The organism is Mucilaginibacter straminoryzae (assembly GCF_022953055.1).
In the GTDB taxonomy this organism is placed as follows: domain Bacteria; phylum Bacteroidota; class Bacteroidia; order Sphingobacteriales; family Sphingobacteriaceae; genus Mucilaginibacter; species Mucilaginibacter straminoryzae.
In genome coordinates this window covers 58262-78809 of sequence record NZ_JALJEJ010000012.1, presented here as the reverse complement: position 1 = coordinate 78809, position 20548 = coordinate 58262, and the positions used below count along the sequence as shown (strand labels likewise).

The window sequence follows — 20548 nt, the reverse complement described above, 5'->3', positions numbered from 1 at the left end:
TTGCATAATACATTCTTTTACATATATCTTTGTATTATGATAATCGAGAACACACAAACCCAAATGCGGAAAGGTATACTCGAGTACTGTATACTTTCCATTATAGCGCGGGGCGAAATATATGCATCAGACATTATAGCAGAATTGCGTAAAGCGCAACTGCTGGTAGTGGAAGGCACATTATACCCCCTGCTTACCCGCCTAAAAAACAACGGCCTTTTAAATTACAGCTGGGTAGAATCTACGTCGGGCCCGCCCCGCAAATACTACATGCTGTCAGACGATGGCCGGAAAGTTTTAGAACAGTTAGATAAAACCTGGCGCGAACTGGCCTTTGCGGTAGAAACATCAATAGAAGGACGTAACAACAATAATAACTGACCCACAATTTTTCACAATCATGAATAAGACAATCATCATCAATATAAACGGCACCGTATTTCATATAGAAGAGACTGCTTACGAAATACTGAAGGCCTACATGACCGCCGTAAAAAAACATTTCTTCAACTCTGAAGATAGCCTGGAGATCACTACAGATATAGAAAACCGTATTGCCGAGCTTTTTACCGAAATACTGCTTCGCGAAGGACGGCAGGTAGTGATAGAGCAGGACGTGAACATGGTGGTACAGCAAATGGGTTCTGTGGAAGATTTCGACCTTTCTGCGGGTGAAACATCAGAAACGACAGCCTACCCTCCTTTTACCGAACGTGCTACCAAGCGACGTTTGTTCCGCGACCCTGATGATCATCTCATTTCCGGCGTATGCGCAGGTATCGGCAATTATTTTGATATTAAGGCTGTATGGATCCGCCTGGCATTTGCCTTTTCTTTACTGTTCTTCGGCACCGGCCTATTCCTTTACATTATCCTTTGGTTGGTGATCCCCAAAGCAACTACCCGTGCAGACCGCATGGCGATGAAAGGCGAAAAACTGAACATCGAAGGCTTTAAAAGAAACTTCGAAGCCGAGCTGACCAACGTTCGAGGCAAGCTGGGCGATATGGAACTGGAAGCACGGCCATTTATCTATCGTTTCCGGGATTTTATACAAGAGTTTTTCGGGTTTGCAGGCAATTCCATTAAAACACTCGCCACACTAATTCTCAAACTTATTGGCATTGCGTTTATGGTTTGTTTTTTCGGGTTGGCAATAGCCCTCATTGTGCTGCTTGTTTCGGCTATCGGATTCAAGAACGACCTGCATATGACGTTCCCGTTTAGTATCATCGGTTATCAATACGCAGGCTGGATCTATTTTTCGGTATTTCTCATCGGTATTATCCCGCTGATCGCCATGATCGTGATCTTATCCCGGGCAATCTTTAACACACCAGCGCTTACCCGGTCTATGAGTTCGGGCTTGCTGATCACCTGGATATGTGCATTGAGTATATGCGTCTATTTAGCCACAAAGATTACAGCCAATTTCAGACAGTCGGCCAGCTTTGACCAAACGATCAACATTAAGCCCACCACAGCGAATACCTATTACCTGAAACTGAACAACACCAAATTCCTGACAAAGGAAGACAGCGCACGGTTAGACATCCGCTCCAGGTTCGACGGCCTGGTAGTAACCAATGAGGATGATGAAGACGAGTTAAATAACGGCCCGCGCAACGTATGGATCAATATCGAGCGGAGCGACGTAGCACAACCGGTATTGGTAGAACGTTACCACGCTAAAGGCAAAACCTACGAAGAAGCACTGATGAACGCACGTAATACGCAATATAATTTCACCCAGAAAGATACGGTATTGAACTTTGACTACCGCCTACACCAGCTAAAAAAGAACACCTGGCATAACGAGGAGATCAACCTGACGCTTAAACTTCCGCTGAATTCAAAAATAATTATAGAAAGAGCGCTAAGAAATTACACAAATGCCGATTTTTATGCCTGCGCCAGCGACAATAAACTAAGCTCGCCCGATAAGCTGACATTTATGATGACAGAAAACGGGATCAGATGCAAGGTGGACACTTTAAAAATTGATACGGCGGTCATTAAACCAAATGCGAAAAAGTTATAAATACATAAGCCTGGCCATGATAACCGGGCTTATTATTTTACTTATCGGCTTTCTTGTATCCAGGGCTTATGAACAGCCACTGGTACCCTCATGCGATATCTGCGAAACAGGCATCAGGGGTTTTGATCTTTACCGCGACGTTTTAAAAAAACTGATCCCCGTGATAATTTTTAATTTCTCGCTGTAACCTTTTATTCCCAACCTGCATCTAAACTTAAAAATCGGCAACCCGCACGGGTTAAGATTAACTGACGCACAAGCACAAGTTTTATTAGCATTTTAAAAAAAGACGAAAAATCTTTAATGGGATAACTATTGCCCAAATATCAGGGAACTAAAGAATATATACTACAATCACATCACTATAAACAATGAAATCACACTATACAAAAATATTCGCGTTTGCTGCATTACTTTTAAGTGCAGGCGCCGCAAACGCTCAAACCGCAGGTACCGCTAAAGTGAAAGGGACCTTGACTAACGAAAACGGCAAACCGGCAGATTACGCAACCGTAAGTTTGCTAAGAAGCAAAGATTCAACCGTAGTAAAAGGCACCCTGACCAATGATAACGGCATTTACACCTTCACCGGTGTTAAAGCAGGCAGCTATGTGGTAAAGGCCACTATGGTTGGCTACCTGAAATCTGCCTCGAAAACTTTTAACGTTACCGAAGGTGCAACTGTTACCGTACCGGTGCTGCAATTACAACAGGCCAGCAAGAGCTTGCAAACGGTAAACGTAGTAGCCAGCCGGCCATTGATCGAGCGGAAAACAGACCGCACAGTGATGAATGTAGAGAACAGTATCCTGGCGGCGGGCAACTCTGCCATGGAGATTCTGGAGAAAGCGCCTGGTGTAACTGTAGACAAAGACGACAACATTAGCCTTCGCGGAAAGCAGGGCGTTACCGTGATGATCAACGATAAGCTAACCTATCTTTCTGCGGCGCAATTAGCCACCTTACTGCGGTCGACAGATGGTAACACCATCCAATCCATCGAGATCATTACCAACCCATCGGCTAAATATGATGCTGCGGGTAACTCGGGCATCATCAACATCAAGCTAAAAAAGAACCGTCAGAGCGGTACAAACGGCAACATTTCTGCCACTGCTGCACTCGGCAAGTATTTCAGGGATAATACCTCTTTAACCTTAAACCATAAAGAAGGCAACGTAAACATTTTCGGTACCCTGAGCCGCGGCGACAGCAAACGTACCAACAACCTGGGTATAGACAGAACTGTTACTGACCAAACCAGTACCACATACTTCAGCCAGCAAACCCGCATGACTAATAGTTACCATTACAATAATTTCAGGGTTGGGGCTGACGTGGAAACCGGCAAAAGAAACACTTTGGGATTTGTGGCCAGCGGTTACTTTAACCCGGAAAGGGACGACAACTTCAATCGCACCAATATTGGTAACAAACTTCTTGTCTATAATGGTTATCAAATCACTAACTCCGTTATCGACCAAAGCTACAAGAACCTGGCTTTTAACCTGAACGACCATTTGCAGTTAGATACCGCAGGGCAGGAGTTGAACGCCGACTTAGATTATTCGACTTTCAAGAACCGGTCTGCCGCACAATATAACACCATGTTCTTTGGTAATAACGGAGTAGAAAACCATATCCCTTTGTTACGCCGCAACAACACCCCTTCTGAAATAGATATCCGTTCGGCAAAAGCAGACTATGCACTGCCGCTGAACAAAACATCAAAACTGGAAGCCGGTATGAAATACAGTTCTGTAAAAACAGATAACGACCTGCGTGCTGAAGTGGACAGTACTACCAAAGGTTATATTAATGACGCTACCTTAACCAACCGTTTTATTTACACCGAACGAATTGGAGCCGGGTACCTGAATTACAATAAACAGTTTAAAAACACTTCTGTACAGGCAGGTCTGCGTGCAGAGTATACCAGCTCTAACGGCAACCTGGTAACCGGTAGTGTAAGCGATGACCATAACCGTGTGGTAGACCGCTCTTATCTGAACTTGTTCCCAAGTTTATTTATCAACCATACCATTAATCAAAAAAACGAGATCGGTTTCAACTACAGCCGCCGGATTGACCGCCCTAGCTATGATAACTTAAACCCGTTTGTATATTACCTCGATCAGTTTACTTATTCACAAGGCAACCCATTTTTGAAGCCGCAGTACACCAATTCTTTCGAGTTGAACTACACCTATAACCACGCTATTAATCTTACCTTGGGTTACAGCCGTACGAATGACGTGATTACAGAGGTGATCCTGACCGACCCGGCAAAAAAGGCAACCTTCCAGACCACGCTTAACCTGCGTGTTCAAAACAACTATAACCTGAATTTGAACACCCCGTTCCAACTCACCAAATGGTGGAGCGGTAATTTAAACGCAACTGCTTTTTACATGAGCTTTAAATCTGGCAGTGTACAAAACGGCACATTGGGCAGCGGAAACCTGGACGATGGAAAATTGGCTTATAACGGCCGCCTGAGTAATAACTTCACTGTAGGGAAGCTGTTTAAAATGGAAATTACCGGTAATTACCAATCATCGTTAGTATATGGTTATTTCCTCATCAAACCACAATATTCTATTGATGGTGGCATCAGCAAGGCCTTCCTAAACAAGAAAGCCAGCCTGAAACTGTCTGTAAGCGACATCTTTAACATGCGCGAAAACAATGTTATCAGCCGGGCGCAGGGTAATAACATCGATATTCATCAGAAGAATGAAACCCGCGTCGGCCGCTTAACCTTCACCTATAATTTTGGCAATACCAAGATCCGCGTTCGCCAACACCAAACCGGTGCAGAAGAAAGCAACCGCGTAAAATCTGGAAACTAATTCATTTAATACAATTTTGAATCTGGGATAAAAACCTTAAAGTCTAATAACTGCATCGTTAATAATAAGTCCTCTCTTTTGGAAAGGATTTAGGTGAGGTCATACTTAATAAATAAAAGCCCATTCCCTCAACCATATAATAATCAAAGGTCGTTTGCATTTTGCAGCGACCTTTTTGTTTACCTGCCCGCGACCATTAAATAGCCTATATTTGCAAACATGACACCGGCGGAAACGAATAAAAGATGGGCAGAGCTGCAACAGTTTATTGCGGCAGAATTTGATGGTGAAAAACCAGATATTAAAGTAATGCTTTTCCTGATCGGCGTGCAGGAACTGGGCCAGGGTCCGCGCAAATTCAGCAAGCGCCAAAAAGAAGAGCTGATGCATATAGCAACCTGCAAGCTGTTAAGTAAATTAGGTTTTTACGAATTGGAGGGGCTGGACCAGGACGGCTGGCCGCATTGGAAACTGGTTAAAAATGTTCCTAACTATACCATGCTGGAGCAGGAAATGCTGATAAAATCGCTAATTGTTGATTACTTTGACGAGATGAACAACCCGATATGAAAAAACTTTTATCACTAACATTTTTATTTATCCTGGCCGCCCAGGCATTTGCAAAAGGGCCAAAGAACCAATACGTAAGTATTAAAACGGCATACGGCCAGTGCATCATCCGGCTGTATAATGAAACGCCTAAGCATCGCGACAATTTCATCAAGCTTACAAAACAGGGTTTCTACAATGGCACGTTGTTTCACCGGGTAATTCAGAACTTCATGATCCAGGGTGGCGACCCGGATTCGAAAAAAGCTAAACCTGGGCAAGAGTTGGGTAATGGCGATGTAGGCTATACTGTACCGGCTGAGTTTAAAGACAGCCTGTTTCACAAACGCGGCGTGCTGGCTGCAGCCCGGGACGATAACCCGGCTAAAGCATCCAGCGGATGCCAGTTTTACATCACCGAAGGCAAACGCTTTACAGACGGAAAGCTGGACACGCTGGAGCAAACCCGTTTAAAAGGACGCAAAATACCTTCCTGGCAGCGCGACTGGTATAAATCCGTTGGCGGTGTGCCCCACCTCGATCAAAACTATACTGTTTATGGCGAAGTAATCAGCGGGATAGATATGGTAGACCGCATTGCCGCCGTAAAGAAAGACGCGCACGACCGCCCGTTAGAAGATGTACCGATGACGGTGGAATTATTGAATAAAAAATCGTGCAAAGCACTGGATAAGATTTTGGGATTAGACTAACTTTCGATTTCGAAATTCGAATGTTCAGTTTTGAATTTCCAGCTATCCATAACATGATAAGTGTAATCAGGTCTGGTAACCTTTAGTAGTAAATTCAAAGATTTAAATTAAATCCGAAATCGAAAATCTGAATTCTGAATTCTGAAAGTCATCATGAAGATCGTTACTTATAATATAAACGGCATCCGTTCTGCTATCAGCAAAAACTGGTTAAGCTGGCTACAGGCCAGCGACGCTGACGTGGTATGCCTGCAGGAAATAAAGGCCACACCCGATGTACTGACAGATTTGCACCTGGTAGAGCACCTGGGTTACCAGCATTATTGGTACCCGGCAGAAAAGAAAGGCTATAGCGGCACTGCCATCTTTACCAAACATACGCCGAAGCACATCGAGTACGGTTGCGGCATCAGCGACTTTGACCGTGAAGGAAGAAACATTCGTGTGGATTTTGAAGACCTGTCTGTCATGAGCGTTTACTTCCCATCGGGTTCCAGCGGCGAGGAACGCCAGGGATTTAAGTTCAGGTTCCTGAATGAATTCGGCGAATACCTGAACCAGTTACGTTGGGCTTATCCTAACCTGGTGGTTTCCGGCGATTACAACATTTGCCACCGCCCGATAGACATTCATAATCCAAAATCGAACGCAAACTCGTCGGGGTTTTTACCTGAAGAACGCGAATGGATGGAACAATTTATCCAATCCGGTTTTGTCGATTCGTTCCGTCATATGAACAAAGAACCGCATAACTACACGTGGTGGAGTTTCCGCGCTAACGCGAGGGCCAAGAACCTGGGCTGGCGTATCGATTATAACATGATTACAGATCCGCTGCGCGATAAGATCAAAAGGGCGGCGATCCTATCCGAAGCCCGCCACTCTGACCATTGCCCGGTATTACTGGAATTAGCGCTATAGGATAATATTAATTTTCTTGTCATTCTGGGAGGATGTCACCCTGAGCTCGTCGAAGGGTTAATTCAGCATCTCTATTTTTTGTCCTTTGAAATTAGATGCCGAAACAAGTTCGGCATGACTTGAAGTGATTATTATTACTATTGAAAAGCAGTCCGACTCATTTACCTCCAGTCTTGAAATCGAGGGTATAGTTCTGCACGCTATACCCGTCGCTGGTGCGCATTCTGCTTCCGGCAATGCTGATTTGATATTCAGTATTCGGTAGAAGTTGCACCTTCATGATCAGACTTTTGTTATCATTAGAAAATGTGAGTTTGAGCGATTTTGGATAATGTGACATCCCTTTTTCACCAGGCCCAAAAAAATAACGGTTACCATCCAGGGGCTTATCAAAATTGAATGTTATTTCTGATACCGCAGCATCTACATTATTGTCTCCATTTTTAAACGGAGCAACCGATACCACCTTGGCGCAATGCTGCAAGTAGTCTTCTTCATACTTATTAATATTAGCAGATACATTCTGGTAAAAATTCACCACCTCAGGCATAAAGCTTTGAAGCGTAGGATACTTATCCCGACTGGCTTCATAACGATGCAGTAATTCTACCAGTTGCGGCATCCAAACAAAACCCCTGGATTGCTCGGACTTTATCTCCTGGTCTATTATAGCTTTATTGGTATCATGGCGCTCTAAATAAAGAATTACTGCCGCCCTAACCATGGCCTCATTGAGCATCGTCTTCCATTCGCCATAAGCCATGCGGAGCATTTTCGGACCTTCTTTTTCAAAAATAAGTTGTCCCGGTTTAGTTAGCTCTTTCTCATACAGGTCTGACAGATAGTTAATGAAAGAATGATTAAACTCATGTATCAAGGTCGGCAGGTATGAATCGATTTCAAAGGTTGGATCGCCTTGTTCATCAAAGCTACCGGGGCCGATAATGGCATACGCCGTTTGCTGCTTACCGGGTATATTCAGGTGCGGGCCGTAGTTTCCACCACCATTACCCAACCCGATAATAATATTGAACTGCTCTGAGCCCGCGCTCCCATAAAATTGACGATACCAGCTTGCATCTAATTTTTTAAAAAGCAGGTCAAACCGTTCTTTGGCCAACTGATACCGGGGCTTTTGCGCGTCAAAAAAAGCCGCACAACCGGCATCTTTATAAAACTGCTGAAGCAAGGTTGTAAACTTTATCGCCTGGGGCACTGTCCATCTTTTATCGGGTAATTCAACCGAAAATGGCACAATAGGTGTTAATGCCGGGGGAGCTTTTAAATGAACCGCCATAGACATCACTTTATCATAACTTATCCCATTGCTATCCCTCAACATTTTTGCGTAGCGGACCGCCGGGTGATTGATAAAAGGATCAAAGTGCTGATGAATCGCCTTAACGTATGCCACATTATCTTCTCCATTGTATTCAGGGTTACCCGCCAGGCGGAATACAATACTCAGCAATTCTACTCTTAGATCTACAGACGGCTCGGGCAGACTTAGGGCAGCTTTCCCAAATGTGGTTAACTGGATAAAAATAACAGCAATAAACGTGAGGCAGCGCTTTTTCAGCATGGTTTGTGTTGTGATAAATGGTAAGTTGAAAAACTGATAAATCAGAACCCAAGATAGATTAAAATCTTGAAAGTTTGATGCTCCCGGCTTGATTTAGCGAATTCAAATTAAGGTTACCCAGAATCGGAAGATTACTGATTTTTAAACGCCCAATATTGCTCAGGAGTAATACACCCTGTCAGTTGCTGGTCGTATTCATTCAGATCGTCAATCAAATCAACAGGCGGCCAGAAAGATAAACCGATAAATTTGGCATCCGGGCGGCAGTTAGTAGTGAAGCGATCATAAAAACCTTTGCCATAACCCACCCTGTAACCGCGCTTGTCGAATGCCAATAAAGGCACTAATACCATATCTATTAATGCCGGATCAAGCAGGTTGCCGCTGACCGGCTCGGGTATACCAATAGCATTTACTTCGATTTCCAGCACTTCATCATCCAGGTAACATTCCATGCTGAAGTCGGCAAAGTTAGTTTTAGGATAAACCAGCTTAATTTGCGGATAAGTGGTTTTCAGCCAATCCCTGATCAACCGTGTATCCGGTTCTTTACGCTGATCAATCGGCAAGAATAAGTGCAAATATTCCACCCCCGCCAGGTCAAGCTGTTGAAACTGCCGCAAGATGCCATAAGAAAGTTCTTCGCATTCAACCCGTGAGAGCTGGTTACGTTTTGCGATATAGAACTTACGGATTTCTGTTTTGGTCAAATTTATCAGCCTAACTGGTCCAACTGCGTTTGTAAGATGGGAATATCCTTAATGATGGTGGAATAGATTGTAGATGGCGAAACACCTGAATATTCGTGAATATGCTTGTTGCGCATAGCCTTCATCAACTTCCAGGGTATCGCCGGATTCGCGACTATAAATTGATTTGAAAGTTTCGACGCCGCTTCTCCGATAATTTCAAGTCTCCTGATCACCGCATCCTGAAGCATCGTATCATTTAAGAATTCCTGTTCAGTAACGTTAGCTGTGTATTTCAAGATGATGTCAACCGACTCTCTGATATCTGATAAATAAACCGCGTCGCTCTTGCTCATAAAATATCAACGGCGGTTTGCAAAACCTCTTCTCTTATCGCAGGCTTAAGCGCGTTATATTCCACAATGTCTACTTTACACTGCGTAAGTTCAGACAACACACGCTCAAGTTCAAGTGTATCAAACAGCGTAAATCCATTTTCTGCCTCTATCAATACATCAAGATCACTCTGCTCTGTATGGTTGTTTTTCGCAACCGAACCGAATATTGCTGCATGCCTGATATGGAAGCGCTTTAACACAGGAGATATGATTTCTTTATAATATTCTATCGACTGCATACCCAAAGATAACTGATTTACGGCAAAGTGGTTTAACAAAAAGGCCCTCGCTATTAACGAAGGCCTTCTATTTAACTATGCTAGTTATTAACTTTTCACACGCTCAGAGTAAGCACCGGTAGCGGTATCAACTTTTACCCGGTCGCCAATGTTGATAAACAAAGGAACACGTATCTCTGCACCGGTTTCCACGGTAGCGGCCTTTAACGCGTTGGTAGAAGTGTCGCCTTTAACGGCAGGCTCGGTATAAGTAATTTCCAACTCTACAGAAGCAGGAGCTTTTGCGGTAATCGGTTCATCGCTTTCAAAAGCCACAATTACGTTAGTACCCTCTTTCAGGAATTTAACGCTGTTACCAAAAAGGTGCTTAGGAACATTAAACTGTTCGTAAGTATTGTTATCCATTACTACCAGGTCGTTACCGTCTTCGTATAAGTACTGGTAATCATTGGTTTCTACACGGGCAATCTCTACATCTTCGTCGGTACGGAAACGGTATTCAACTAATTTACCGGTTTTAACGTTACGCATACGTGCCTGGTAAAATGCACGTAAGTTGCCCGGCGTACGGTGAATAAACTCTTCTACCTGCACCAACTCGCCGTTGAAGCGAAGTATACTGCCGTTTTTTATTTCTGATGCTTTTGACATAATCTATAATTGAGGCGCAAACTTATGGACTTAACAGCAAACAATCAAGCAGTTATTGTTTAGTAACCGGTTCACCGTCTGTATTTAATTCCACAACATCATAACCCAGCTTTTGTAAGCCCGGCAAAATTGCGGCCTTATCCCCTACCAGTAAAATATTCATCTGATCCGGTTTAATCCATTTGGCGGCTGTTGCTTTCATTTGCGCAGCAGTTGTACTGTTTAATATTTGGTTCTGCCTGGTCAGGTATCCCGGATCGAGGTCATAATCCAATAACCGCTGCACAAAGAACGCCTTCTGTGCGCCGGTTTCGTAACGCAAAGCATCGCCCTGGGCAATGGCTTTCTTAATGGTAACTACTTCATCATCGGTCGGGCCTTCGGCAATATATTTTTTAAACTCACCCATCAGCGCAGTAAGGGCACTATCTGTTGCGTTGGCACGGATTCCAGAACTGAAGTAATAATCAGTTGAGTATTTACTCGCAGCCGTACGGATATTGGCGCCATAGGTCCAGCCGCGGGTTTCGCGCAAGTACATATTTACCCGGCTGGTAAAGCCGCTGCCCAGCGGGTAGTTAGCCAGGAACAATTGATAATATTCACCCGTTGGGTCATATTTCAAAGTAGTACCATACCCTACCCTGAATTCGGTCTGTGCTGCTTTAGGTACATCAACCAGGTAAACCTTGGTTTTGCTAACCACCAGTGGTGCGGCAGGGACCGGCAGTGCGATATTTTTCTTAGGTAGTTTATCTAAAAAGCTTAGCTGGCCTAATAGTTCAGCTTCAGTCACATCGCCAACAGCTACAGCTTTAGCGCCTTCAGCAGTAATAAAGTTATTGTAATAGTTTTGAATATCCTGCAAGGTAATGTTGCCTACGGTCTTCTCGTTTGCGCTTACCCCAAGAATGTTATCCGTACCATAATTGATTTTATTGAAAACATCATCGGCGATTGCGGCTGGTTGGGATTTAGCCAGCTTAAAAGATTCTAATGCCTGGCGTTTATTACGATTGAAAGCAGCTTCGGTAAATACGGGGTTCAAGATCCGCTCTTGCAATAGGGCCAGTGTTCTTGGCAAACCGCTTTTTAAAGCCTGCACCGAAAATACCAAACCATCTGTAGTACTGCTTACGCGGATGCTGCTCCCCAGTTTCTGAAGTTCCAAAGCAAATTGCTCTGCCGAATAATTCTTGGTGTCCTCCTGCATCATGGCGGTAAAAAGACTGGTGATACCCAGCTTTGAAAAATCTTTTGCCTCCGTTAAACGGCCGCCCGGCAAAGTAAGGTTGAGCGTTACCACCGGCACTTCGGTATTTTGCACGCCGATTACACGGGTACCAGAAGGCAGATCCTTCCGCCAGAAGGCAGGTGATTTGGTAACCGGGTTTGGCCCAAGCGCAGGTTTCTTAGCTCTGTCGAAATGGTCTACCGCTTTTACATATTTCAAGCCTTCATAACCATAGTTTGGTTTTATATAATTGCTTTTGTCAATCTGGTAATTATCTGCATGGGCGATCAGGTTCTCCTGCCCTTTGGTTAATACGCTTAAAACCACAGCGCCATGGCCCTTAATATATTTATGAAAAACGGCCATCACCTGTTCTTTGGTCAGCGAAGCATATTCTTTTAAAATCTCGCCGATGCGGTTCGGGTTGCCGGTGAACGTTTGGAATGCGGCCAACTCTGACACTTTACCAGAAACGCTCTGTAAACCGTTGATGATGTTTGATTGCATACCGCCTTTAAACTTTGCCAAATCTTCATCTGTAACGCCACGTTTTTCAAGTGAATCTAAAGACGCCTGGTACAGTTGCAGCATATCCGCCAGTGATTTACCCGGTAGCGGGGTGATACGAACAATGAATTCGCCGGCCAGTTCGGTATTCGAACCGGTTGCTGTAGCCTGTAACGCCAATTGCTTTTTCACCAGGTTCTGGTATAAAACCGAGTTACGGCCCTGGCCCAAAATTTCGGCCAGGCAATCTAAAGCGGCCTCGTCTTTGGTGTACTGCGGAACGGTTGGGTAAGTAATGCTTAACAGCGGCAGGCGGGCATAATTATCGGTATAAGAAACATACCTGTTCTCTGTCAGCGTTACCGGGGAAACCTTCACTGGCGAAACTGCCGGGCAACGCGGGATGGTACCAAAATATTTCTCTACCAGTTTCAGCGTAGTTGCGGGATTGAGGTCACCACCTATCGTCAGGGTGGCATTGTTGGGGCCATACCAGCGCAGAAAGAAATTCTTCAGATCATTTACATTGCTGCGGTTCAAATCTTCAATATAGCCAATAGTTAACCAGGAATATGGATGCCCGTACGGATAAAGGTTTTTACTGGTGTTTTCAAAAGCCAGGCCGTAAGCGCGGTTGTCATAGTTCTGCCCGCGTTCGTTCTTCACGGTAGCACGCTGCACCTCGAAACGCTCTTGCGTAACCTGGCCTAATAAAAAGCCCATACGGTCTGCTTCCAGCCAAAGGGCATCTTCCAGTAAATTATTGGGGACAGTTTCGTAATAGTTGGTGCGGTCTCGGTTGGTTGACCCATTGTTGGTACCACCGTTACCAATAATCGTTTTATCAAAGGTACCCTTCGGGGCATGTTCCGAGCCTTCGAACATCATGTGTTCAAAAAAGTGCGCAAAGCCAGATTTCCCAATCTCTTCGCGCGCCGAGCCTACGTGATAAGTTACGTCAACGTGTACCAGCGGATCAGAATGATCTTCGTGCAAAATCAGCGTTAAGCCATTGGGCAACACATACTTCTCGTAAGGAATTACAATTTCATTCCCTTTTTTGGTTACTTTCTCTACCAATTTGGCCTGCCCGTAGCTTACTGTAGCCATAGCTGCCATGGAAAACAAAGCGAGTACCTGTTTTTTCATTTAAATATTAGGGTTTAAAGATTTTCTACCAAGATAAACATTTAACCACGAGAGCAAAAGGGCACCGGGCTTAGTTTTTATAGTCGGAGATGTTCAGCTGATGTTTGCAAAAGGCATATTCATGCGGCTGGTTCGAACAAACAATGGTTAACCGTTCCCGGGTGAATTGGCCAACGAGTTGCAGATACCAGTCAACGCCCTGTTGGTCCAGGTTAGAAGTGGGCTCGTCGAGCATCAGGATGGGTGTATCAGAACAAAAGGCAAGGGCCAGCTTCAGCCGCTGCTTCATGCCCGAAGAAAAATAGCGGATCTGTTTTCCTGCACCGCCTTTAAGGTTTAGAAGAGAAATAACCTGTTGCTTATCCGTTCCGGGTAGGTAGCTTTTGAATTTGAAATGGAAGTCGATCATCTCTTCCATCGAAAAATCTTCAATCAGCTCCAGGTAGGGCGCGGCAAGCGCCAGATGCTGGTAAACATGCTCGTGTGAAAGCGGCGCATTATTCAGCGTATAGCTAATTTTCCCTTCAGAAGGGCCCATACTTGCATTCAGCACTTGTAATAAAGTTGATTTGCCAGAACCATTTGGCCCCAGTATGGCGTAGCTTTCACCAGAAGTAAAAGTGAAATTAACACGGCGAAAAATCCAGTCGCGGTTAAAGCGACGGCCAATGTTATCGAGGGAGATGGTAAAAAGTCCATGGTCCATAGTCAATAGTCCATCATTCATTTTTCCATGGTCTATGGACTATCGACTATGGACTTCTGTCGAATTAGTTATTCCCGAACCCCTTCATGATACCGCGCTGCGATCCGTTGATGAAGTTCAGGATCTCATCGCGTTCCTCGGTAGGTTTAAAGTCGGCTTCGATAATTTCCATCGCCTTGCTCACATTATTGTTTTTGATGAACAGCGTGCGGTAAATATCCTGTATCTCGTTGATCTTGTCATCGCTGAAACCGCGGCGACGCAAACCAACAGAGTTGATACCTGCATACGAAAGCGGCTCGCGAGCTGCTTTTACATAAGGCGGAACATCCTTGCGTACCAGGGAACCGCCGGTTACAAAGGCGTGTGAACCAACTTTACAGAACTGGTGGATGGCCACCATACCCGCCAGCACTACATAGTCGCCGATAAAAATATGGCCTGCCAGCGTTGTATTATTAGAAAAGATACAGTTATTGCCTACCACGCAATCATGCGCTACGTGGCAATAAGCCATTAACAAACAGTTACTGCCAATTTCTGTCTTCCAGTGATCTGAAGTACCACGGTTGATAGTGACACATTCCCTGATGGTAGTATTATCACCGATGATCGTCAGCGTCTGTTCGCCTTTGTATTTAAGGTCCTGCGGGATGGCTGAAATTACGGCACCGGGGAAAATACGGCAATTTTTACCAATGCGCGCCCCTTCCATAATTGTTGCGTTTGACCCAATCCAGGTGCCTTCACCAATTTCTACATCCTTATGGATGGTTACAAAAGGCTCTATCACCACGTTATCGGCAATTTTTGCCTGCGGGTGGATATATGCTAAAGGCTGAATCATGCTTCTTTATATTTTACAATCTGCGCCATCAGTTCGGCTTCAACTACCACTTTTTCACCAACCATACCTATACCTTTCATTTGCGCAATACCGCGGCGGATCGGTGCAACCAAATCGCAGCGGAAAATCAGGGTATCGCCAGGCAGCACTTTATCTTTAAACCGGGCGTTCTCTATTTTAAGGAACAAGGTAAGATAATTTTCAGGATCGGGCACGGTATTTAATACCAGTATGCCGCCTGTTTGCGCCATCGCCTCTATCTGCAATACGCCCGGCATTACCGGTGCACCCGGGAAGTGGCCCGGGAAGAAAGGCTCGTTCATGGTTACGGCTTTCAAGCCCACCACGTGCGTTTTGGTCAGTTCCAGAATTTTATCTACCAGCAACATCGGCGGGCGATGCGGCAGTATCTGCATAATCTGCTCTACATCATACACCGGTTTAGCGTTAGGGTTATAAACCTTCAGGTGCTTGCGTCCGCGCTCTTTTTTGATCAGCGCTTTGATCTTTTTCGCAAATGCTACGTTTGCCGCATGGCCCGGGCGCGCAGCCATGATATGCCCCTTCAGCGGAACACCTACCAGGGCCAGGTCACCGATCATGTCCAGCAGTTTATGCCTTGCAGGCTCGTTCTGGTGGCGAAGCTCTATGTTATTCAGGATACCCTGTGGCGCAACGTCAATATCTTCGCGGTTAAATAGCTTGGCTAAATGCGCCAGTTCTTCTTTGTCGATAGTTTTATCTACCACTACAATCGCGTTGTTGATATCGCCGCCCTTGATCAGGTCATGCTGCAGCAGCATTTCCAGTTCGTGCAAAAAGCAGAAGGTACGGCAGGAAGCAATCTCCTTTTTGAATTCTGAAATGGTAGAAATACTGGCATGCTGGCTGCCCAGCACCGGCGAATTATAATCTACCATGCAGGTAAAGCGGTAATCGTCCAGCGGCATTGCTACCATCTCAACCTTACGGTCTGGTTCAGAGTAGTGAATGTTGTAAGGGATGTGGTAATACTCGCGGTCGGCATCCTGCTCTTCAAAACCGGCGGTTAACATGGCGTCAACAAACGGCATGGAACTACCATCCATAATAGGCGTTTCCGGCCCGTCTACATCAATCAGCACATTATCAATTTCCAAACCTACCAATGCTGCCAAAACGTGTTCTACCGTGCTTACGCTGGCGCCGTTCTGGGTAATGGTTGTACCGCGCGAAGTATCGGTTACGTTATCCACATCGGCATCTATAATAGGATGTCCTTCAAGGTCGATCCGTCTGAATTTGAATCCATGGTTTTCCGGCGCGGGATTAAACGTCATTGTTACGCTTTCACCGGTATGTAAGCCGGTACCCGATATTACTACCGGCGCCTTGATGGTTCTTTGCTTTACATTCATAATTTGTAAGGGAGACTGCATCAGATTTTAATGCTATATGCTGATTTTTCTTAGTTCAGCAATTATTTTTTCAAGTTCGTTTACTTTTTTCTCTAATTCGGGCAGCCTGTTAATAACCACCTGCGAACGCATATTATCCTGGTAAGAAACTGCCGGGGCACCCGCCCATTTCTTGCCTTCATCTGTTATAGAACGGCTGATGCCTGATTTTGCCTGTATCTGCGAGCCTTTTGCAATGCTGATATGCCCAACTACACCGGCCTGCCCGCCGATAATACAATTTTCGCCCACTTTGGCGCTTCCGGAAACACCGGTTTGCGAGGCGATCACTGTATTAGAACCCAGCTCTACGTTGTGCGCAATCTGGATCAGGTTATCCAGCTTAACGCCTTTGCGGATAACGGTGGAGCCCATGGTAGCACGGTCAATAGTGGTATTGGCACCAATTTCAACCTCGTCTTCAATAACTACGTTACCGATCTGGCTGATCTTATCATAGCTGCCGTCTGATTTGGGGGCAAACCCGAAACCATCACTGCCAATTACCGCACCGGAATGAATGATCACATTATTGCCGATCACGCAATCGAAATAAATCTTTACACCTGCAAAAACGGTGGTATTGTTACCGACAGATACATTATCAGCCAGGTAAGTATTAGGGTAGATCTTCGAGTTATTACCTATTTTAACATCCGGCCCGATGTAGCTAAAAGCGCCGATATAAACACCCTCGCCTATTTGCGCCGATGGGTGAATATAGCTGGGTTGCTCTATGCCTTTTTTATTAAGCTTAATGGTGTTGTATTTTTCCAATAAAACAGAAAAAGCACTGTAAGCATTTTCTACGCGTACCAATGTTGGCTTAACCGGTTCTGTTAATACCTGGTCTTTGTTCACAATTACAACAGAGGCATTGGTAGTATACAGGTGCTGCTCATACCGCGGGTTTGCCAGAAAAGACAATGATCCCGCTCCGGCTTCTTCTATTTTAGCCAAACTTTTCACAACCGCTTGTGCATCTCCCTCAACGCTCCCGTTCAGCAATAAGCCTATTTCATGTGCAGTAAATTGCATCGTACAAATTTAAGTGTTAATATCTAAGCAGCAAATTATATGAAAGTATACGTATTAATTAAGATCTTTGGTATAGCACAATATATATTTCTCTACCGGCCGAGCCAGTGCCTGCAAGTTAAAATTATCGCTTGCAGCCGTTATATCTATGGTTTGGCGGTTATTTTTCAGTATTAAAATACTACCCTCATCGGCCTTGTAGGCATAATTGCTGATGCCATCTGTAAAGGCAAAATATTCGGCTTCCTCCATACTTAAATTATAGCGCTTAGATGCATGCAGGCGCAATTCTGTTACAGTATGCTCATCTGCAGGCGTAGCGGTAATATCCACATGGTAAAGTTTTCGCTGTATCAGGCGGGTACAAAGCTCGGCTAATATCTTGTCTTTATGGCCCGTCCATACTTTTACTGCCGACATAATATCGGTATCATCCAAACAGGTAAAGATCTTCAGATGCGCTTCGTCAGCAATGAACATTTCCCTGCTGATCTGATTAACCAGGAAATGGCTGAGCGCCGGTGTGGCAAAAAGCGTTTCGCCTGCCACGGCCAGTTCCCTGGCGCGTTTCAGTATTTTGCCCAGCATCTGTTCTGCAGAAACCACGGTTTTATGCAGGTATACCTGCCAGTACATCAATCGCCGGGCGATCAGGAATTTTTCGATCGAATAAATGCCTTTCTCCTCCACAACGATGTTGCCTTCCGCGACATTCAGCATCTTGATGATCCGTTCCGAGCTGATCACACCTTCGCTTACGCCGGTAAAAAAGCTATCACGGTTCAGGTAATCCATCCTGTCCATATCCAGCTGGCTGGACACCAATTGATGAAGAAAGCGTTTAGGATAGGTATCATTAAAGATCTGCAAAGCCATATCCAGGCGACCGCCGAAAGTTTCGTTCAGCCTGTTCATCAGCAATACCGAGATATCTTCGTGCGATATACCTTTTACAATATGCCGCTCCAGTGCGTGCGAAAACGGCCCGTGGCCTATATCGTGCAGTAAAATAGCTATGGTAACGGCTTCCAGCTCATCATTCGTAATCTCGTGGCCTTTATCGCGAAGGGTTTCTATGGCGGTACGCATCAGGTGCATGGCACCCAAAGCATGGTGGAAACGGGTGTGCAAAGCCCCGGGATATACCAGGTGCGTCATGCCCACTTGCTTAATATATCTTAACCGCTGAAAGTACGGATGCTCGATCAGATCGAATACCAGCTCGGTGGGGATACTGATAAATCCGTATACAGGATCGTTGATTATCTTTCTTTTATTCAAAACGTTAATATCGGCTGCAAAAGTGTTAATTTATTGTAAACGTTGCCACCTTTTTCTGTTAATAAATGTTAATTATATAGGACGCCACTCAACAAATAACTTATTTTACAAGTTATAAGCAAAACTCGAAAAAACTACCATGCAGGAAACAACTATTTTATGGGCCGATGATGAGATCGACCTCCTGAAACCACATATATTACTACTGAACGAAAAAGGTTATAAAGTAAAAACCGTAACCAATGGCCGCGACGCAGTAGACGCTTTTAAAACAGACTATTACGATCTTGTTTTTCTGGATGAGAACATGCCGGGCCTGACCGGGCTGGAAACCTTATCTGAAATTAAGGCACTGAACAATGATGTCCCGGTGGTACTGATCACTAAAAACGAAGAAGAACCCATGATGGAAGATGCCATCGGTTCTAAGATAGATGATTACCTGATCAAGCCGGTTAATCCGCGCCAGGTACTGTTAACCATTAAAAAGCTTACGGAGAACAAGCGACTGGTGACTGAAAAAACCACCATGGCTTACCAGCAGGACTTCCGCCACCTGGGTATGACCCTGAACGATAACCTGAGCTTCCAAGAGTGGGTGGACGTTTACAAGAAACTGATCTATTGGGAACTCGAGCTCGAAAAACTGGACGATGCCGGGATGCATGAGATCCTGACCATGCAAAAGGCAGAAGCAAACGTACAGTTCTCTAAATTTATCGAGAAGAATTATCCGAACTGGATCAAGAATCCCGACGCCGGACCTATTTTTTCGCACCAATTGATGAAAAAGAAGGTATTTCCAAAAATGGAAAACACACCGGTGTTCTTCATCCTGATTGATAACCTGCGATATGACCAGTACCGCATTATCCACCCGATCATCAACGAATACTTCAGGCTGGAAGAGGAAGATAATTATTACAGTATCCTGCCGACTGCTACCCAATATGCGCGAAACGCGATCTTCTCTGGCCTGCTGCCGCTGGATATGGAAAAACGTTTCCCAACCATGTGGCAGAACGACGAGGATGAGGGCGGTAAGAACTTGTATGAAGAGCAGTTTTTAGGCGATCAGCTGAAAAGAATGCTGCGCCGTGATGTAAAGTTCTCTTACAACAAGATCCTGAACATTGACGAAGGCCGTTCATTGAATGATTCGGTAAATAACCTGATGAAAAACGAGCTGAACGTGGTAGTCTATAACTTTGTGGATATGCTTTCGCATGCCCGTACAGATATGCAGATGATCCGCGAGCTGGCCAGTGACGATGCCGCTTATCGCTCGCTTACGCTTTCCTGGTTCGAACACTCGCCATTGCTGGATCTCCTGCGCTTCCTGTCGCAAAAACAAGTAAAGGTGATCATCACGACAGACCATGGTACCATCCGGGTGAAAAATCCGAGCAAGATCATTGGCGACCGTAATACCAACACCAACCTGCGTTATAAACAAGGCAAAAATCTGAATTTCAACGCCAAGGATGTACTGCATATCAAAAACCCGCATGATGCTATGCTGCCAAAGCTGCATGTAAGTTCGAGCTTCGTGTTTGCGAAAGGCGACAGCTATTTCGTGTACCCGAACAATTACAATCACTTTGTGAACTTCTATAACGAATCGTTCCAGCACGGGGGGATTTCATTAGAAGAAATGATTGTACCGATTGCTACTTACGGTCCTAAATAAGGGATATTAAGGTGAATGATCCCGA

The 20548-nt window shown here is 44.9% G+C and carries 19 protein-coding genes; 8 read left to right on the top strand and 11 right to left on the bottom strand.

Features of this window, described 5'->3' with window-relative positions; translation table 11 throughout:
• Positions 1–36 precede the first annotated feature (36 nt).
• From MUY27_RS18940 to MUY27_RS18910, 7 genes are all read left to right on the top strand, one after another.
• Positions 37–381: a PadR family transcriptional regulator gene (locus MUY27_RS18940; RefSeq protein ID WP_245132742.1), complete on the top strand. Its 345-nt coding sequence runs from the start codon at positions 37–39 to the stop codon at positions 379–381.
• A 19-nt stretch (positions 382–400) separates the two neighbouring features.
• The gene (locus MUY27_RS18935; protein WP_245132740.1) at positions 401–2041 is read left to right on the top strand and encodes a PspC domain-containing protein; all 1641 of its coding nucleotides are present in this window, start codon (positions 401–403) and stop codon (positions 2039–2041) included.
• A gap of 16 nt (positions 2042–2057) precedes the next feature.
• Positions 2058–2228 (top strand): hypothetical protein, encoded by a 171-nt coding sequence (locus MUY27_RS18930; RefSeq protein WP_245132739.1) that lies wholly within the window; start codon positions 2058–2060, stop codon positions 2226–2228.
• 184 nt (positions 2229–2412) lie between these two features.
• Complete coding sequence (locus MUY27_RS18925; RefSeq protein WP_245132737.1) at positions 2413–4893, top strand: outer membrane beta-barrel family protein; 2481 nt, start codon at positions 2413–2415, stop codon at positions 4891–4893.
• A gap of 219 nt (positions 4894–5112) precedes the next feature.
• Positions 5113–5463 carry a hypothetical protein gene (locus MUY27_RS18920; protein WP_245132736.1) on the top strand — a complete coding sequence of 117 codons (351 nt, stop codon included), beginning with the start codon at positions 5113–5115 and terminating at the stop codon, positions 5461–5463.
• A complete protein-coding gene (locus MUY27_RS18915; protein ID WP_245132730.1) occupies positions 5460–6155 on the top strand; it encodes a peptidylprolyl isomerase in 696 nt (231 codons plus the stop codon). Before MUY27_RS18920 ends, MUY27_RS18915 begins: the two co-directional genes overlap by 4 nt.
• Positions 6156–6308: 153 nt before the next feature.
• Positions 6309–7076, top strand: coding sequence for an exodeoxyribonuclease III (locus MUY27_RS18910; protein ID WP_245132728.1), 768 nt, complete (start codon positions 6309–6311; stop codon positions 7074–7076).
• 157 nt (positions 7077–7233) lie between these two features.
• On the opposite strand, the gene MUY27_RS18905 is transcribed toward MUY27_RS18910, so the two are convergent.
• From MUY27_RS18905 to MUY27_RS18855, 11 genes are all read right to left on the bottom strand, one after another.
• Positions 7234–8658, bottom strand: coding sequence for a DUF4932 domain-containing protein (locus MUY27_RS18905; RefSeq protein WP_245132726.1), 1425 nt, complete (start codon positions 8656–8658; stop codon positions 7234–7236).
• A 131-nt stretch (positions 8659–8789) separates the two neighbouring features.
• Complete coding sequence (locus MUY27_RS18900; protein ID WP_245132723.1) at positions 8790–9368, bottom strand: 5-formyltetrahydrofolate cyclo-ligase; 579 nt, start codon at positions 9366–9368, stop codon at positions 8790–8792.
• Between the two features lie 5 nt (positions 9369–9373).
• Positions 9374–9703: a HepT-like ribonuclease domain-containing protein gene (locus MUY27_RS18895; protein WP_245132721.1), complete on the bottom strand. Its 330-nt coding sequence runs from the start codon at positions 9701–9703 to the stop codon at positions 9374–9376.
• The gene (locus tag MUY27_RS18890) at positions 9700–9984 is read right to left on the bottom strand and encodes a nucleotidyltransferase family protein (RefSeq protein WP_245132719.1); all 285 of its coding nucleotides are present in this window, start codon (positions 9982–9984) and stop codon (positions 9700–9702) included. The genes MUY27_RS18895 and MUY27_RS18890 overlap by 4 nt, the downstream gene beginning before the upstream one ends.
• 87 nt (positions 9985–10071) lie before the next feature.
• Positions 10072–10635 (bottom strand): elongation factor P, encoded by a 564-nt coding sequence (efp, locus tag MUY27_RS18885; protein ID WP_245132717.1) that lies wholly within the window; start codon positions 10633–10635, stop codon positions 10072–10074.
• Positions 10636–10687: 52 nt separating this feature from the next.
• Positions 10688–13525 carry a M16 family metallopeptidase gene (locus MUY27_RS18880; protein WP_245132716.1) on the bottom strand — a complete coding sequence of 946 codons (2838 nt, stop codon included), beginning with the start codon at positions 13523–13525 and terminating at the stop codon, positions 10688–10690.
• A gap of 70 nt (positions 13526–13595) precedes the next feature.
• Positions 13596–14252, bottom strand: a complete 657-nt coding sequence (locus MUY27_RS18875; RefSeq protein WP_245132714.1) for an ABC transporter ATP-binding protein — start codon at positions 14250–14252, stop codon at positions 13596–13598.
• Positions 14253–14295: 43 nt separating this feature from the next.
• The gene (lpxA, locus tag MUY27_RS18870) at positions 14296–15078 is read right to left on the bottom strand and encodes an acyl-ACP--UDP-N-acetylglucosamine O-acyltransferase (RefSeq protein WP_245132711.1); all 783 of its coding nucleotides are present in this window, start codon (positions 15076–15078) and stop codon (positions 14296–14298) included.
• A complete protein-coding gene (locus MUY27_RS18865; protein ID WP_245132710.1) occupies positions 15075–16475 on the bottom strand; it encodes a bifunctional UDP-3-O-[3-hydroxymyristoyl] N-acetylglucosamine deacetylase/3-hydroxyacyl-ACP dehydratase in 1401 nt (466 codons plus the stop codon). The genes lpxA and MUY27_RS18865 overlap by 4 nt, the downstream gene beginning before the upstream one ends.
• Before the next feature lie 33 nt (positions 16476–16508).
• Positions 16509–17552, bottom strand: a complete 1044-nt coding sequence (gene lpxD, locus MUY27_RS18860; RefSeq protein ID WP_245132708.1) for a UDP-3-O-(3-hydroxymyristoyl)glucosamine N-acyltransferase — start codon at positions 17550–17552, stop codon at positions 16509–16511.
• 54 nt (positions 17553–17606) lie between these two features.
• Complete coding sequence (locus MUY27_RS18855) at positions 17607–18833, bottom strand: HD domain-containing protein (RefSeq protein ID WP_245132706.1); 1227 nt, start codon at positions 18831–18833, stop codon at positions 17607–17609.
• 139 nt (positions 18834–18972) lie between these two features.
• Between MUY27_RS18855 and porX the strand changes: the two genes are divergently transcribed.
• The gene (gene porX / locus MUY27_RS18850) at positions 18973–20523 is read left to right on the top strand and encodes a T9SS response regulator signal transducer PorX (RefSeq protein ID WP_245132704.1); all 1551 of its coding nucleotides are present in this window, start codon (positions 18973–18975) and stop codon (positions 20521–20523) included.
• The last annotated feature ends 25 nt before the right edge of the window (positions 20524–20548 follow it).